The 14187-nt window shown below is 36.3% G+C and carries 16 protein-coding genes and 2 tRNA genes; 3 read left to right on the top strand and 15 right to left on the bottom strand.

Annotated elements, in window-relative coordinates; genetic code table 11:
- Positions 1 to 226 precede the first annotated feature (226 nt).
- Together O4O04_RS09985 and O4O04_RS09980 are read right to left on the bottom strand one after the other, a co-directional pair.
- Positions 227 to 787 carry a hypothetical protein gene (locus tag O4O04_RS09985; protein WP_272535778.1) on the bottom strand — a complete coding sequence of 187 codons (561 nt, stop codon included), beginning with the start codon at positions 785 to 787 and terminating at the stop codon, positions 227 to 229.
- A gap of 870 nt (positions 788 to 1657) precedes the next feature.
- Positions 1658 to 2374, bottom strand: a complete 717-nt coding sequence (locus O4O04_RS09980; protein WP_272535776.1) for an ABC transporter ATP-binding protein — start codon at positions 2372 to 2374, stop codon at positions 1658 to 1660.
- 52 nt (positions 2375 to 2426) lie between these two features.
- Between O4O04_RS09980 and O4O04_RS09975 the strand changes: the two genes are divergently transcribed.
- Both O4O04_RS09975 and O4O04_RS09970 read left to right on the top strand, forming a co-directional pair.
- Positions 2427 to 3338 (top strand): hydroxymethylglutaryl-CoA lyase, encoded by a 912-nt coding sequence (locus O4O04_RS09975; protein WP_272535775.1) that lies wholly within the window; start codon positions 2427 to 2429, stop codon positions 3336 to 3338.
- A 46-nt stretch (positions 3339 to 3384) separates the two neighbouring features.
- Complete coding sequence (locus O4O04_RS09970) at positions 3385 to 4164, top strand: TIGR02757 family protein (RefSeq protein WP_272535773.1); 780 nt, start codon at positions 3385 to 3387, stop codon at positions 4162 to 4164.
- A gap of 162 nt (positions 4165 to 4326) precedes the next feature.
- Here the strand turns inward: O4O04_RS09970 and tpx are convergent, their stop codons facing one another.
- The 5 genes from tpx to O4O04_RS09945 form a co-directional block, all read right to left on the bottom strand.
- A complete protein-coding gene (tpx, locus tag O4O04_RS09965) occupies positions 4327 to 4824 on the bottom strand; it encodes a thiol peroxidase (RefSeq protein WP_272535772.1) in 498 nt (165 codons plus the stop codon).
- A 47-nt stretch (positions 4825 to 4871) separates the two neighbouring features.
- Positions 4872 to 4946 (bottom strand) — tRNA-Glu (locus O4O04_RS09960).
- Positions 4947 to 4960: 14 nt separating this feature from the next.
- Positions 4961 to 5033: transfer RNA gene (locus O4O04_RS09955), tRNA-Lys, on the bottom strand.
- A 66-nt stretch (positions 5034 to 5099) separates the two neighbouring features.
- Positions 5100 to 6377: an adenylosuccinate synthase gene (locus tag O4O04_RS09950; RefSeq protein WP_272535771.1), complete on the bottom strand. Its 1278-nt coding sequence runs from the start codon at positions 6375 to 6377 to the stop codon at positions 5100 to 5102.
- Between the two features lie 9 nt (positions 6378 to 6386).
- A complete protein-coding gene (locus tag O4O04_RS09945) occupies positions 6387 to 7388 on the bottom strand; it encodes an ATP phosphoribosyltransferase regulatory subunit (RefSeq protein WP_272535770.1) in 1002 nt (333 codons plus the stop codon).
- Between the two features lie 115 nt (positions 7389 to 7503).
- Between O4O04_RS09945 and O4O04_RS09940 the strand changes: the two genes are divergently transcribed.
- Entirely contained in the window at positions 7504 to 9522 is a 2019-nt protein-coding gene (locus O4O04_RS09940; RefSeq protein WP_272535769.1) for a 1-acyl-sn-glycerol-3-phosphate acyltransferase, read from the top strand.
- A 184-nt stretch (positions 9523 to 9706) separates the two neighbouring features.
- Here the strand turns inward: O4O04_RS09940 and O4O04_RS09935 are convergent, their stop codons facing one another.
- The 8 genes from O4O04_RS09935 to rpsM all read right to left on the bottom strand — a co-directional run bounded on the left by O4O04_RS09935 (position 9707) and on the right by rpsM (position 14184).
- A complete protein-coding gene (locus O4O04_RS09935) occupies positions 9707 to 10063 on the bottom strand; it encodes a TRL domain-containing protein (protein WP_272535767.1) in 357 nt (118 codons plus the stop codon).
- Positions 10060 to 10386, bottom strand: coding sequence for a TRL-like family protein (locus tag O4O04_RS09930; protein WP_272535766.1), 327 nt, complete (start codon positions 10384 to 10386; stop codon positions 10060 to 10062). The genes O4O04_RS09935 and O4O04_RS09930 overlap by 4 nt, the downstream gene beginning before the upstream one ends.
- A gap of 14 nt (positions 10387 to 10400) precedes the next feature.
- The gene (gene lsa14 / locus O4O04_RS09925) at positions 10401 to 10862 is read right to left on the bottom strand and encodes an adhesin Lsa14 (RefSeq protein WP_272535764.1); all 462 of its coding nucleotides are present in this window, start codon (positions 10860 to 10862) and stop codon (positions 10401 to 10403) included.
- Positions 10863 to 11244: 382 nt separating this feature from the next.
- Entirely contained in the window at positions 11245 to 11739 is a 495-nt protein-coding gene (rplQ, locus tag O4O04_RS09920; protein ID WP_272535762.1) for a 50S ribosomal protein L17, read from the bottom strand.
- Position 11740: 1 nt separating this feature from the next.
- Positions 11741 to 12718, bottom strand: coding sequence for a DNA-directed RNA polymerase subunit alpha (locus O4O04_RS09915; RefSeq protein ID WP_272535760.1), 978 nt, complete (start codon positions 12716 to 12718; stop codon positions 11741 to 11743).
- Between the two features lie 27 nt (positions 12719 to 12745).
- On the bottom strand, positions 12746 to 13378 hold the full coding sequence (gene rpsD / locus O4O04_RS09910) for a 30S ribosomal protein S4 (RefSeq protein WP_272535759.1): 633 nt from the start codon (positions 13376 to 13378) through the stop codon (positions 12746 to 12748).
- Between the two features lie 5 nt (positions 13379 to 13383).
- Entirely contained in the window at positions 13384 to 13791 is a 408-nt protein-coding gene (gene rpsK / locus O4O04_RS09905; RefSeq protein ID WP_272535758.1) for a 30S ribosomal protein S11, read from the bottom strand.
- A 12-nt stretch (positions 13792 to 13803) separates the two neighbouring features.
- Positions 13804 to 14184, bottom strand: a complete 381-nt coding sequence (gene rpsM / locus O4O04_RS09900) for a 30S ribosomal protein S13 (RefSeq protein ID WP_272535757.1) — start codon at positions 14182 to 14184, stop codon at positions 13804 to 13806.
- Positions 14185 to 14187: the final 3 nt, after the last annotated feature.

Here is a 14187-nt window from a genome sequence, read left to right as displayed (position 1 = left end):
CCCAATATAGGCAGCTAGTTACTTAAATAGGACTAATTGTTACTCTATATAAAAACTGTCATAAATAGAAACGGTACACAAATGGTGGGAAAATTTGTTCAGAGATCTAAAGCTAGAACTCATCGGTTGAATTGGAAATTCCTTTGCTAGGAAATATGTAAAATAGCTAACGGTTAAATGGTAAAAAGACAGCCGACTTGCGGATATCCTTTTACCTAAGAAATTCTTACTTAAACGAAATAATATGTGATTTTTCGTCCAAGAAAACAAGTTGTTCGGGCTCAACTGTCGTTGGAAGAGCATACATCAAGGTTCTTGTTATAGTCTCATTGGGTTTAATAACAACTTCCTTTTCAACTTTTCCGTTAGCAAAGTTATTCCCAGATACATCTTCCTTTATATCGTTCGAGAATCCAACCTCATAAAAGCGAACAAAAGCCGGTGGATTTAATTTACGGACTTCCTTTCCCTTCTCGTCTAATAAAACCTCAAATGGTGGTTCTAATGCAATTTTAGTGAAGATGAAGCTGTAATCGGTTTTTGTCAAATTCGTAACATTCAAAGTAATATGGATCAACCGATGAGATCTATCTTTTGGAAAAAAATTCTTTCCGCCGGAAGCAAAGCTATCGGGTCCTGATGCAACCTTCACTACTTCGATCGCTAGGTTTTTTGTTTTTGATTTGACATTCTCTTTCAGGATTGTGGGAGTTGCACAATGTAATATAGAGAGACAAAGGCTTGCAATAACAATGATATTCTTCATATTGTGTAGTAATTTAACCATCCACTTAAAAATTTTCACTGCCTTTTTCAAGGATCAATCCACTGAGATCAGTAACAGAACCCTGATTCTAGACAGATTTATATTTATGAGAAGTTAATCGGATTTAAGTCAAGAAATTTATCTAAATTTTATCAAAAAAATCGAAAATAATATTTAGACTTTATGAGATTAAGCTATTGAATTGCGCCTTTTTTGTCTACTTTAGCTTGGTAAAATTATGATATCGAACAACTAAGTTTTTCTAGTATTCGCCTGTCGGATTTACGTGTTCGTTTTGGATACACGTAACCATGAATATAATCGTATTTATATTTGAGTTGCTTTTCCATTTTAGAAAGAAGTTGTATTCCTCCTTGGGGATATGGATTTTTCAAGTAATTATTAAAATACAGTTCTCTGTCAGTCGTATTGCATTGCTTTATAAGGTATAAATTTTTGCCGCAAGACCATTTAAGAAATGAGAATTGACTAACTTTTGAAACCAAAGTTCATTCAATCTTCCAAGGATGGTGAAGAAAGTAAGGTGGTTCAGTATTTTGGATAATGGTATGGACCATCCAAATAGTTTTTTCGGATAGCAAAAAAGACAAAAACAGCTTTTGCAAGAAAAAAAAACCAAGACAATTTTGCAATCATCGCATTCGTTCAGCACAAAGAAGCGATTAGATTTTCCACAAGCGAATAGATATTAATTGAAGCGAGTTTCCAACTTGGATCTTTTCCGAATTTAGATTCGAATTTTTAGGAATAGATATTTTTGTAATGTAAGAAGTTTTAGTACATTTCTTTTTTTTATCAGTATTTATCTTCTTGGAATCTTCAAGCGATGCAAAAGTTTCATTTACTAATATTTGTATAATTTTAACTTTATTATAAAAAATCATATTCGAGATCAAATAATTCTTTGGTATAATTATCCGAACGATAATTGGGAATTTCATTGCTTAGTCCAGATTCTACAATCACTCCTTCTTTAATTACATAAATGCGATCCGAAATCTTTCGGACAACATCCAAGTCATGAGATATAAATAGTATTCCCATTTTCATTCTTGATTTGAGTTCCATGATAAGGTCTAGGATTGGTTTTCTTACCAATGGATCAAGCCCGCTTACAGGTTCATCCATGATGAGAATTTTTGGTTCAAGCAAGATAGATCTCAGGATGGCAAGTCGTTGTAATTCTCCGCCAGAAAATTGATGTGGACGCGATTGTAATCGATGTCTGTCGATACCAATTATTTCGAGCTTTGATCGAATATTCTCCAAACCGATTTTGCGATCTTTATTGTGGATTATAAACGGTTCAAGAAGACAATTTATCATCTTCCAGGAAGGATTGAAGCTTGAAAATGCATCCTGAAAAACAGGCTGAACAGATTGTCCGTCTAAACTTACCTTCCCTTCGATCACATACCCATCCATTGGCAGAATTGAATGAAGGATTGATTTAAAAATTGTCGATTTGCCAGAACCCGATCCGCCAACCAGAGAGACTATTTCATCGGAATTGACAGCCAAACTAACTGAATCCAAAATTTTTTTACCTTGGATCGTTTTCACATTTAGATTTTCAATTCTAAGCATTTTTTTCTTGAAGTCCAGAATTTACAAACCAGACTAGAACCAGGTTACAAGTATGCAAGAGAAAGAGAAAGTGAAAATCACAGAAGTTGGTCCAAGAGATGGTCTACAAAATGAATCCAAATTTATCCCGACTGAGGCTAAACTCGAATTCATAGAGAAACTCATAGATGCAGGACTCAAAAATATTGAGGCAACCTCTTTTGTAAAACCTTCCGCAATTCCTCAGTTAGCTGATTCGAAGGAACTATCAACTAAACTAGATTTTCAAGATTCCAAAATTCAATTTTCCTGTCTCACTCCTAATTTGAGAGGATATGAAGAAGCCGTCGCCTGCGGATATAAGGAAGTTGCAGTCTTTACAGCCGCATCCAATACATTCACAAAGAAAAATATCAATAAGACTGTTGATGAATCATTCGCAGCCTTTGATGAGATTTTTAAACAGGCTAGAAAAGATGGTATAGCTGTGCGAGGTTATGTATCCACCGTGATTGCTTGTCCGTATGAAGGATGGATTGAACCTACGGCAGTACATGAAGTAGTATCAAGACTTCATGATGCAGGAGCCTATGAAATATCACTTGGAGAGACGATTGGATGGGCGACTCCAGACAAAGTCGATTCACTTTTAAGTAATCTATTTCGGGATTTTACGCCAAAGCAATTCGCGGGACATTTTCATGATACCTACGGAATGGCCGTCGCAAATGTTCAGAAAAGTCTAGAGATGGGACTTTTGTCCTTTGATTCATCCGCAGGTGGTCTTGGGGGTTGCCCCTATGCTAAGGGCGCTTCTGGAAATCTTGCAACCGAAGACTTAGTTTATCTTTTAGAAAACCAAGGTTATATAACTGGAGTTTACCTAGACAAACTAATCGAAGCTTCACATAGCATAGAAAAAATACTGGGTCGTACTCTCCAGAGCAAAACTTATATCGCGAAGAAAGCAAACCTCAATGTATGAGGATAAACAACGAATATTTAATAATCTGAAAATGAAATATTCCACCATGGAATATCTAAAAACAGATCCAATTGAATTAGTATATAATTACAAAAATAAAACTGATCAAGAAATTGTTGGATTGATTGTTGCATTGTATTCTTATGGAAATGTATCGAGTATTCGAAATTTTCTAAATAAAATTCTTATACTTCTAGGCGAACATCCATTTAGACTATTGCAAGACATATCCTTTGATGACTTGGCTAATTGGAAAGGTAAAATTGGAGTCTACCGTTTTCAAAAAGAAAAGGATACTTTAGAATTCTTACGTTCTCTAAAAATCCTAATCAATTCTAAATCTCCAATTTTTGAGAAATATTTTATTTCTGATTCGGGAATTGTTGCGGGTATTACAAATTTTCAAAAAACCTTTATGAATTTGTTCCGTTATCAATCCAATGGTTTAAAATTTCTAATTGGGATAGATAAATCCACTTCAGCGAAAAAAAGAATATTTATGTTTCTTAGATGGATGACATCTAATGAGTTTCCTGATTTAGGAATTTACCACAGGCTCTCTGCTTACGATTTACTTCTGCCCTTAGACACGCATATCCAGAAAATCGGAGCTCTTCTAGGACTCACTGAGAGAAAAACTCCAGATTACAAAATGGCATTAGAGATCAGCCAAGGATTGCAAAAAATCGTCGGAGCGCCTGCCGTATCCTATGACTTTGCCCTATCAAGAATAGGAATTGCAGAGAAATGCAAATCAAAATATGAATCTGAAATTTGCAGTATTTGTGAGATCCGAAGTCTATGTAGAATATTTATCAATAGATAAATATCTATAAATTTACTAATTTTACTGTAGTTTTAGAAATTTGTAAAAACAAATATTGCATCGGAATCTAATAAAAAATAGATAAATATAAATAGATATCTTAAATTAAAAAATGCGATCCACAAAAATATCGAAAATAAAATTTGTGGATCGAACTTGATTTTAGATTACTGCAAGAGCAGAATCATAGTTAGGTTCATGAACGATGTCATCTACCAATTCTGAGTGAATGACTTTGTTATCTTCGTCCAGAACAATCACAGCACGAGCAAGTAGACCAGCCATTGGACCGTCTTTTAGAGTAACGCCGTAAAGAGATCCAAAGTCTTTGCTTCGAAAATCAGAAAGAGTCTCAACATTATTGAGTCCTTCAGCACCACAAAATCTTTTCTGAGCGAAAGGAAGGTCTGCTGATATACAAAGGACAACTGTATTCTTTAGACTGCTTGCTTTTTCGTTGAATTTGCGAACTGAAGTTGCGCAAACAGCGGTATCAATACTTGGAAAAATATTTAATATTTTTTTCTTTCCTGCGTAGGTTTCCAAGCTAACATCCGCTAGACTGCCATTTGTAAGATTTAGGTTTGGAGCTTTGCTTCCAATGCTTGGAAGTGATCCAACTGTGTTGATGGGATTACCCTTTAATTTTAATTCTGCCATAATAACTAAAGGAACAATGATCGAGAAGATAAGTCAATGAGGAAAATTGGCAGTGCCACGGGGAATTGAACCCCGATTGCAAGGATGAAAACCTTGTGTCCTAACCATTAGACGATGGCACCATTTGATTCATCAGTGAGTCGTTTGGGATTCGAACCCAAGACCCTCTCATTAAAAGTGAGATGCTCTACCAACTGAGCTAACGACTCCTGACTGTCTGTAAATACATATATTTTTAGAGGTCGCCTGGGTCAAGGATATTCAATAAAAAATCTTCATCCTGCCAAAATTATTGTATGATCTCGATCTGGACCAGTTGATATCATATGAACCGGAACTCCGATCAATTCTCTTAATACATTTATATAATCCTGACAGTTTTTAGGTAACTTTTTGAAATCATTGATTCCGGTAATATCGGATTTCCATCCTGGAAATTCTTTGTAAATAGGCTTCACTCTTTCAAGTCCTTGCGATGGGAAATAATTTATTTTCTTTCCATCAAGTTCATAACCAATCGCAACAGGAATGGACTCATAGTCACTTAGAACATCAATTTTCGTAAGTGCAACTGCATTCATTCCGTTTACGCGAATAGCATGTTTTAACATTTCAACGTCAAACCAACCACATCTTCTAGGTCGACCAGTTGTTGCTCCATACTCTCCACCTAACTCGCGCAAACGAGAACCTTCATCTCCGAATAACTCTGTAGGAAATGGTCCCTCACCTACTCGCGTTATGTATGCCTTACTGATACCGATTACTTTTTTCAAGAAATGGTAGCCTACTCCAGATCCAATCAACGCTCCACCCGTCGTAGGATTGGAAGATGTAACGTAAGGATAAGTTCCAAAATCAACATCCAATCCAGTTCCTTGCGCACCTTCCAGTAAAACTCTTTTTCCTTCCTTTAATTCTTCATTCAAATAAAAGGATGTATTGATAATTCGATTTTTCCATAAATCATAAAAAGTCATAAGTTGGTCCCAGACTTCAGCTTCGTTGAGCCCTGGTAGTCCGTATAGAATGTCCATCTCGCGATTTTTATTTTGGATGATAGTTTTTAGTTTGTTTCTAGCAGTTTCAGGGAACAAAAGATCTCCTACTCGAAGCCCAGTTCTCATCATCTTATCTGCGTAGCATATACCGATTCCTTTTTTGGTAGTACCGATTTTTGTCTCGGAATCACTGCCATCCTCAATGGAGGCATCAATCATTTTATGAAATGGTAAGAGGAGATGAGCCGAATCCGAGATAAAAGTTTTACCGCGAACGTCGAAGCCTTCCTTTTCAATAGATGCAACTTCTTCAAGAAAATAAGTTGGATCTAATACCACTCCGTTACCAATCACACAGATTTTATTATCATAGATGATTCCCGATGGTATCAGATGAAATACATATTTTTTTCCTTTTACAACGACCGTATGTCCTGCATTGGCTCCACCTTGATAGCGAACAATTATATCTGTATCTTTAGAAAGCACATCAATTACTTTCGCTTTTCCTTCATCGCCCCATTGGGCACCCACTACTAAATTTGCTGGCATAAACTCTCCTCAATCTCCTAAAGATGATTCTAATGTATCGATGTGGATTGCAAATCCACAGGCAGGCATTTCTTTACCTGAAAAAATTTCATATAAATTATCATATTGTCCGCCAGTCAAGACCGGCTCTGATTCAGATTCAAGAAATCCTTGAAATAAAAAGCCTGTATAGTATTTCAAATCTCGAACTAATGATAAATCCACGCAGAGATCAGAGAATCTATCACCTTCATACCATAACTTGACAACTTTGCTGAGTTCGGTTAAATCTTTACTAAAATCAAAATCTTCTTGTTTCGCAAATGATGTGAGAACCTCTCTGATCTTTTCAATATCTAAGGTATGAGTTAATTCAATTATTATATCACCATATGCTTTTTTAAGATTGAATAACTGGACAAACTTTAAGATCTCACTGGAGTTTTTTGTATGAATGAAATATGTAAGTTGATTTATAGAAGTAGCATCTAACGACAATCTAGAAAGAATTGATCTTATGAGTCGATTGTTGCTTAAGACTATAGTTGGTCGTTTTTTTAGGTTGGAATTTTTTAGAAGATGATCTGATTCTTGCAAAATTCGAAGGATGTCTTCTGGATTGGATGAACCAATACATTCTGCACCAACTTGTAGAACTTCTCGCCTGGATGCATTTTTTTTCTTGTGATCTCTAATTCTTCGAGCTACATAAAAAACTTTTTGATTCTCCGCAATATGGGAAAGTCCTGCCATTCCTTTAACAACTTGAACGGTTAAATCGGTTCCAGGACTGATTTCTCTACCTTGCAAGTCCCGCAGTTTGAGTACAGAATGTTCTTCTTCCGGGCTGATCTGATTTAAAAATGATACAGAATAATCAAAAGCAGGAACAGTAACTTCGCTATATCCTACATCAAATAAATATTTAGTAAACTGATTGATTAAGCTTCTACGATTACTGGATTCTGTTGGACCCAGGAAATGAAAGCCATCAGGTAACCATTTGGTTTCGCTATTATAATTGAGATTCACTTTCTTTTAGTTCCAGAACTATTTTTTATGAAAGGGTTTTCCAACCAAATCAAAAAAAAATTCGATAGACAAAACAAAGCCAATGTCGAGTATAAAAGTCTTTTGAGGAGATAAAATGACGGAAAAAAAAGCCACAGTCGGCCGATGGTCCAAAGAATTTTTCGAAAATATTCACCTATTCATTAAATCTGGAATGAGCCAAGAAGAAGCTCGCAAAATTCTAGAAGAATTTTTAATACTTTCCAATGCCACTCCTAAACCTAAGGTTATGGAGATTTTCAATGATCCTAGTAAATTAGAGGAAGTGGGCGTTTTGACCGACATGAACCCCGTTCCTCGAGATTTCATGTTGAGATTCCTCGATCCAATCATGAAAAAATTTACAGTGGAAGGAGTAGAGAACTTAGAACTTTTAAACCCTGTCATTGGCAAGATTCCTATTACTTTAATCTCGAACCATCTAAGTCATTTGGATGCACCTGCTATATTTGCCCTACTCTACAATGCTGGACCGCAAGGTAGAAAAATAGCCGAACAACTTGTATTCATCGCAGGACGACTCGCATTTGAGCCAGACTTTACAAGACTAGGACTATATATGTTTGGAACCTTGCTTGTCTGTTCTAAGAAAGACATGTCAGATACTCCAAGTCTTTCTGATATCATGACCAAGATCAATATGAGGTCTTTTCGTCAGGCTCAGAAGATTCAAACGGAAGGTAAAATTATTTCCATTTTTCCCGAAGGGACAAGATCACGGGATGGAAGGTTGATGCCCTTTGTAGATACCGTTTATCACTATGTAGCCAATAAAATTGTATTACCTATCTCTCTCGAAGGAACAGATAAGATTCTACCTACATCAGGATTTTTATTCAATCAAGCGACAGGTAAATTAACCATCGGTAAACCTGTTTTGGTTGGTGAATTGAGTAAGAAATTGATGGAACATTTTCCAGAAACAATGGATCATGTTCAATTCCCTGGCAAAGGTGACAAAAAGCAATTTCTTATTGACAACCTGGCTTTGTTAGTTGGTTCCAATTTAAACAAGCACCAGCATGGAACCTATAGGAATCTATACAATGGTGACAATACCAAAGAAAATGTTTTAATTACGATTCCCAAAAGCCCCAAAGAAGAAGTGGTAATTCTTGGATCTAGCAATATGTCGGTTGCAGTCGGAACGGTTCTTGCCAATAAAGAAGTCCGTGTAACCGTTTATCATCCCAATGAAGAAGAATGCAGACAATCCAACGAAGAACAAAGAGATATCGTTCATTACCCAATTTATAAACTACCGCCCAATATGGAGTTCTCAGCGGATCCGGACGTCTGCAAAAAAGCAACTCTACTTATCCAAGGAACCAATCCCTGGCAGATGGACGAAATCTATCCAAAAATCCGCGATCAAATCGTTAATAATCAAGCTCCCATTATTAACGTTATCAAAGGATTTACAGGTTCTGCTCAAGGTCTCATTCTAGAAGACTTGCAGACGATATTTGGAATCGATCCGAACCGTCTATGCGTAGTATCTGGAGCCAACTACCCAGATCAAATCATGGAGAGAAAAGTTTCAGGATTTGAAGTAGCTACTGTAAAACCCGAATTACAGGCTAGAATCCAAGCTCTATTTAATACAGGCTATGTATTCAGCCGTCCTGCTATCAATCCCACCGATATCAAAGGTGTTCAATTGGGAGGAGCTCTCAAGACAGTTTTCGCGCTCTCGATGGGCTTAGTAGAAGGCTACTTTAAAAAGAATTTAGGTGGAAATGTGGATAATACACTATTTCACTTATCGAGTCGTTTTTTCTCAGAAATGGTCAATATGGGAGTGGCGCTTGGTGGCAGACCGGAAACGTTCCAAGGATTGTCTGGTCTAACCGATTTCATGCTAGCTTGCTTTGGATCCGACACAAGGGATCGTAATTATGGATTTGATGTCTCTTATGGTAAAACTCCAGAAAAAATCACCAATGGTTTTTATGGCTTAAAAGTTTTACCAAACCTTGTGGACATAAAGCCAGAACAATACCCGATCATCAGTTCTACTTATGCTGCAGTGATTCAGAAAGTTGACTTTGACAAAATTGCAGCTGAATTGCAAGAGAAGCTAAAAAGGTTCTAGGAAGAATATTTATTGGGTTACTCTTGTTGGAGTAATTCAAATTCAGACGAGGAATCGTGGTTTAATGTTCTGTTTTCAGTGAGCGATTTTGTTAGAAAGAATAAAATGATAAAGTAGATTTAAGGGTAAGAGTAAGCAAGAAAGGCATTTACTCTTACCCGTTTGTTGGTCTAATGAATTTGAACTATTCGCCCCAGACGATAACACAGTCCAGATAGAATATCCGACCCAAAAAATTCACCGAAGATCTATCGACTACGGCAATTTTTGTAATTCCACCCTTCTTACTTGCCTCTTCTATGCTTCCGCCGTTTCCGTAGTAAAACCAACTTAATATAAATGATGAGGATAAAGAACAAGACTCACCACTCTTTTCGACTCGCGCAGAAGTGATTTGATTACCTTGGGATAAGCCATAAACATGCTGTGTTGTAACCGTAATGAAACTTCCACCACCAATTCCTGGCGTAGTAGAAGAAACACATGCTCCAAAATTAAGTCCCAAGATGAGCAACAATACTACTATAAAAATCTTCTTCATATTCCTTCTCCTGATACAATTGTGCAGTAGTTTTGATAAACCATCGTTAGAATACTAAATGTAGAATGATCAACAGTAGCTATTCTTGTTATATTATTGGTATGTGCAACATTGCCCGCACCAGATTTACCGAAACCAAAAAGCCCCAAGATCGAATGTGAGCAGCCTTTTCCAGTTTTTGTAACTTTCACATCATTATTTGTATTAAATTCACCTGCAAATTTATTTGAAGTAAATAAAAAACCATGAACTGGTCCAGTTGCACATTGATTTAATGTAAAAAGCATTAAGATTAGACTTGAAATTTTTATTATTTTAACCATAGTTATATTACCTCTTATCTACCTTTCTTCACTGAAGTAGTCGGTTGAACTGTTTTGGTAAGTTCAGACGATCCAGCCTCTGACGATCCATTAACCTTAATGCAAAAGCGATGGTAAAACATACCCAAAATCGCCAGTTGTTCATATTCAACCGAAGAAACTCTAGTAATTCCTGCAGCTTTTTTTCCAGCCTCAATGCTTGAATCACCCCACGCAAATAACCAAAGAACAGCGTTTGAACATGATTTGCCGATAGCGTTAGGTTCAGCATTACTAGAGATTTGCCCTGCTACTGTATTATTGTGGAATAATAAACCTCCTTTATCCGCTATAAAACCAGGATTTACATACTCACGCGCAGGATTGGTCACAGCTCCAACACCAAAAGTTGTAGCAACATTAAGCCCCGTGCAATTCCAGGTTAAGAAGATGAGACTGGTCTGTATTAACAAGATCAATCGAAGTTTTAGATTCATAGTTTTTCCTTCAGAAATAAATTAGGTGAACACATCATATTCAAACCCATCTTTGTAGGAATCATAATTTCTGCTAAAAAGACAATTCTTTTTAAATCTATGCAGCTAAAAATACTGAAAATGCACGAATTTTTAAAATTTGAGTTTAATCAGAATCTCTTTAAAAAGGAAATCGCTATAAAATGGTGATTCATTTAAACAGCCAAATGAGAAAATTTACTTTCTGTGGTTAAATGCAAAAATTATAATAAAAGTGATAAATTTCTAAATTTTCTACTAAAGTAAGAATGTAAAGGAAAGATATCTCTCCTTTACATTCATCTTACCTTTACTTTAAGAAATTAATTGAATAAAAAAAATGAAAAATACTCAAGAAGTCGGATTATTTGCTTTTCTTTTCTTTCTTTTCCTTTTTCTCTTTAGAATCTTTTGCAGGAGCTGCCTTTTTAGGTTTTCTCTTCGCAATAGCCTCTTCTTTTAGAACCGCTTTTTCTTTCTTCTCAACCAATTCTAAAATAGACATCTCGGAGTTGTCAGACTGTCTGTTAACAAGTTTATAAATTCTTGTATATCCACCTGCTCTTTCAGAGAAGCGACCCGCAATATCATCGATGAGCTTATCAACAACCATAGGGTTCGTGATTTTTTTCATTATCTCTCTTCTGTTATGAAGTTTAGATTCTGGCTTCGCATCAGGTGCCAAATTCTTCTTAGCACGAGTGATAAGTTTCTCAGCAAAAGACCTTGCAACTTTAATTTTTGCACTAGTAGATTCAATTCTCTCGTGCATAAAAAAACTAGTAACAAGATTGTTGATCATAGAGTTTCTGTGATCTGCAGCTTTATTTAAATGTTTAACTTTATTTCTTTTATTCATTTTAGAAATCTCTCATCCCGAAATTCAAACCAAGTGTATTCAGTTTTTGTTTCATTTCTTCCAAAGACTGATCACTATAGTGTTTGGACTTGGTCATCTCATCTTCAGTTCTTTTTACCAGATCACCCACAAAGTCAATTTCTAGACTTCTCAGCACATTCAAAGAACGAACAGAGAGTTCTAATTCTTCTACATGTCTAGACAATGATGCTTTGAGTTTTTCATCTGCTTCATCAAGTTCATCCACTTCTTCTTCCACTTCTTCTTCGAAGTTAATGAATACAGTTAGATGTTCTTTGAGAATTTTTGCAGCTTGAGCGAGCGCATCTTCCGGAGAGATTGAACCATCAGTCCAAATTTCCATTGTTAGCTTCTCATAATCAGATCGTTGTCCGATTCTTGCTTCACCAATATCAAATATTACTCGTTTAACAGGAGAAAAAATTGAGTCTAGAGGAATTGTTCCCAAAACTTCTATATCTTTTTTCTTATCTTCTGCAGGGATAAAACCTTTTCCTCGTTGAATCTCAAGATCCATGACAAGGTTTGCATCTTCATTCAAAGTCGCAATATGAAGATCAGGATTCATTACTTCTATCGAAGAATCAACGGCTAGATCGCCTGCTTTGAAATAACCCGCTCCTTTCATTTCGAAATGGATTACTTTATTTTGATCTTTATCTTCTGGTTCATATTTGATACGAACTTGTTTTAAATTCAAAATAATCCGAGTTACGTCTTCAACAACCCCTTCAATATAAGAAAACTCATGGTTCACACCCTCGATTCGAATCGCAGATATAGCCGCGCCTTCAATTGAGGACATTAGTGTTCTACGAAGAGCATTACCTAAAGTAGTACCGAAGCCTCTTTCAAAAGGCTCAGCAACAAACTTTCCGTAGTTTGGATTGTTGACTTCAGTTACGAAATCGATTTTTTTAGGTCTTTTAAAACCTTTTAGCAGATTCTTCGGAGACAATGCCTTATCCTTACCTTCAAAATTTGGTTACTTAGAATACAATTCCACAATGACTTGTTCTTTCACTGGGATTTCTATATCCTCTCTTGCCGGCATGCCGGTAATTTCCCCTGTCAAATTGGCAAAATCCACATTCAACCAAGCAGGAGTTCTATTCAATGATTGAGCTAATTTAATATTTTCTTCCAAGAAAGAAGAGCTACGAAATTTATCGCGGATCTCAATTTTGTCACCAATACTAACTCTGTAAGAAGGAATATCCACTCTCACACCATTGACTAGAATATGTCTATGAGCGATAAAATTTCTAGCCTGACGTCTAGTCACTGCGAATCCTAGACGATAGACAACACTGTCCAATCTTCTCTCTAGGAATTGCAAAAGAGTCTCCCCTGTTATACCAGGAACTCTGTTTGCTTCTTCAAAATATCTACGAAATTGCTTTTCTAGAACACCATAGACTCTTTTAACTTTTTGTTTCTCTCTGAGCTGCACACCGTATTCAGAAAGTTTTGGCTTTCTTTTGGGTGGTGGACCAGGGGGATATTTTCTTTTCTCAAAACTAGATTTCTCTTTGTTAAAATTATGACTTGATTTTAAAAGAAGGTTAACCCCTTCTCTTCTACTGAGCTTTACAACCGGACCGCGATATCTTGCCATTTAGGTTAAACTCTCCTTCTCTTTCTAGGTCTACAGCCATTGTGTGGCAATGGAGTAACATCTTTTATAAATTTCACGTTTAAACCCTTTGCAGCTAGTGAACGAATCGCTGATTCACGACCAATTCCTGGACCTGATACCAATACATCAATTTCAGCTAAGCCAGCAATTTCGATTGCCTTTTCTGCAGCATTGGATGCAGCAATTTGAGCCGCATAAGGTGTAGATTTTTTAGAACCACGAAATCCCATCATTCCGGATGACGACCAAGAGATCACATTTCCAGCCATATCTGTAATAGAAACAATCGTATTATTGAAAGAAGCCTGAATGTAAACTTTTCCTTTCGGAATATTCTTTTTCTCTTTCTTTTTTTGCTTCTTTTCTTTCTTGTTTTTAGAGTCTTTTTCCATTATATACTAATCCTACTTGGTAGCTTTCTTCTTGTTAGCCACAGTTTTCTTTCCACCCTTTCTGGTTCTTGCATTCGTTTTCGTTTTTTGACCACGAACGGGAAGTCCTTTTCTGTGACGTAAACCACGATAGCAGCCAATATCCATCAAACGCTTGATATTCAGGTTTACTTCTCCACGAAGATCTCCTTCCACTCTTACGTTTTCTTCATCAATCACTCGACGAATTGCTGCTTCTTGGTCATCAGAAATATCTTTTACTCGAATGGTTTCATCAATTCCAGCAGTAGCCAGAATTTTTTTAGAAGTCGCTGGTCCAATTCCGAATACATAAGTTAAACCTACGATGATTCTTTTTTCTTTAGGAAGATCTACTCCCGCAATACGTGCCATATA

Source organism: Leptospira sp. GIMC2001 (assembly GCF_028462125.1).
In the GTDB taxonomy this organism is placed as follows: Bacteria; Spirochaetota; Leptospiria; order Leptospirales; family Leptospiraceae.
Note: the sequence above shows the minus strand (reverse complement) of the source record. Positions and strands in the feature narration are given on the sequence as shown.

Coding starts and splice junctions, on each gene's coding strand:
- lsa14 (WP_272535764.1), bottom strand. CDS start 10,862: ATGAATCTAAAACTTCGATTGATCTTGTTAATACAGACCAGTCTCATC.
- tpx (WP_272535772.1), bottom strand. CDS start 4,824: ATGGCAGAATTAAAATTAAAGGGTAATCCCATCAACACAGTTGGATCA.
- O4O04_RS09975 (WP_272535775.1), top strand. CDS start 2,427: ATGCAAGAGAAAGAGAAAGTGAAAATCACAGAAGTTGGTCCAAGAGAT.
- O4O04_RS09970 (WP_272535773.1), top strand. CDS start 3,385: ATGGAATATCTAAAAACAGATCCAATTGAATTAGTATATAATTACAAA.
- rpsD (WP_272535759.1), bottom strand. CDS start 13,378: ATGGCAAGATATCGCGGTCCGGTTGTAAAGCTCAGTAGAAGAGAAGGG.
- rpsK (WP_272535758.1), bottom strand. CDS start 13,791: ATGGAAAAAGACTCTAAAAACAAGAAAGAAAAGAAGCAAAAAAAGAAA.
- O4O04_RS09940 (WP_272535769.1), top strand. CDS start 7,504: ATGACGGAAAAAAAAGCCACAGTCGGCCGATGGTCCAAAGAATTTTTC.
- O4O04_RS09935 (WP_272535767.1), bottom strand. CDS start 10,063: ATGAAGAAGATTTTTATAGTAGTATTGTTGCTCATCTTGGGACTTAAT.
- O4O04_RS09950 (WP_272535771.1), bottom strand. CDS start 6,377: ATGCCAGCAAATTTAGTAGTGGGTGCCCAATGGGGCGATGAAGGAAAA.
- rplQ (WP_272535762.1), bottom strand. CDS start 11,739: ATGAATAAAAGAAATAAAGTTAAACATTTAAATAAAGCTGCAGATCAC.
- O4O04_RS09980 (WP_272535776.1), bottom strand. CDS start 2,374: ATGCTTAGAATTGAAAATCTAAATGTGAAAACGATCCAAGGTAAAAAA.
- O4O04_RS09930 (WP_272535766.1), bottom strand. CDS start 10,386: ATGGTTAAAATAATAAAAATTTCAAGTCTAATCTTAATGCTTTTTACA.
- O4O04_RS09985 (WP_272535778.1), bottom strand. CDS start 787: ATGGTTAAATTACTACACAATATGAAGAATATCATTGTTATTGCAAGC.
- rpsM (WP_272535757.1), bottom strand. CDS start 14,184: ATGGCACGTATTGCGGGAGTAGATCTTCCTAAAGAAAAAAGAATCATC.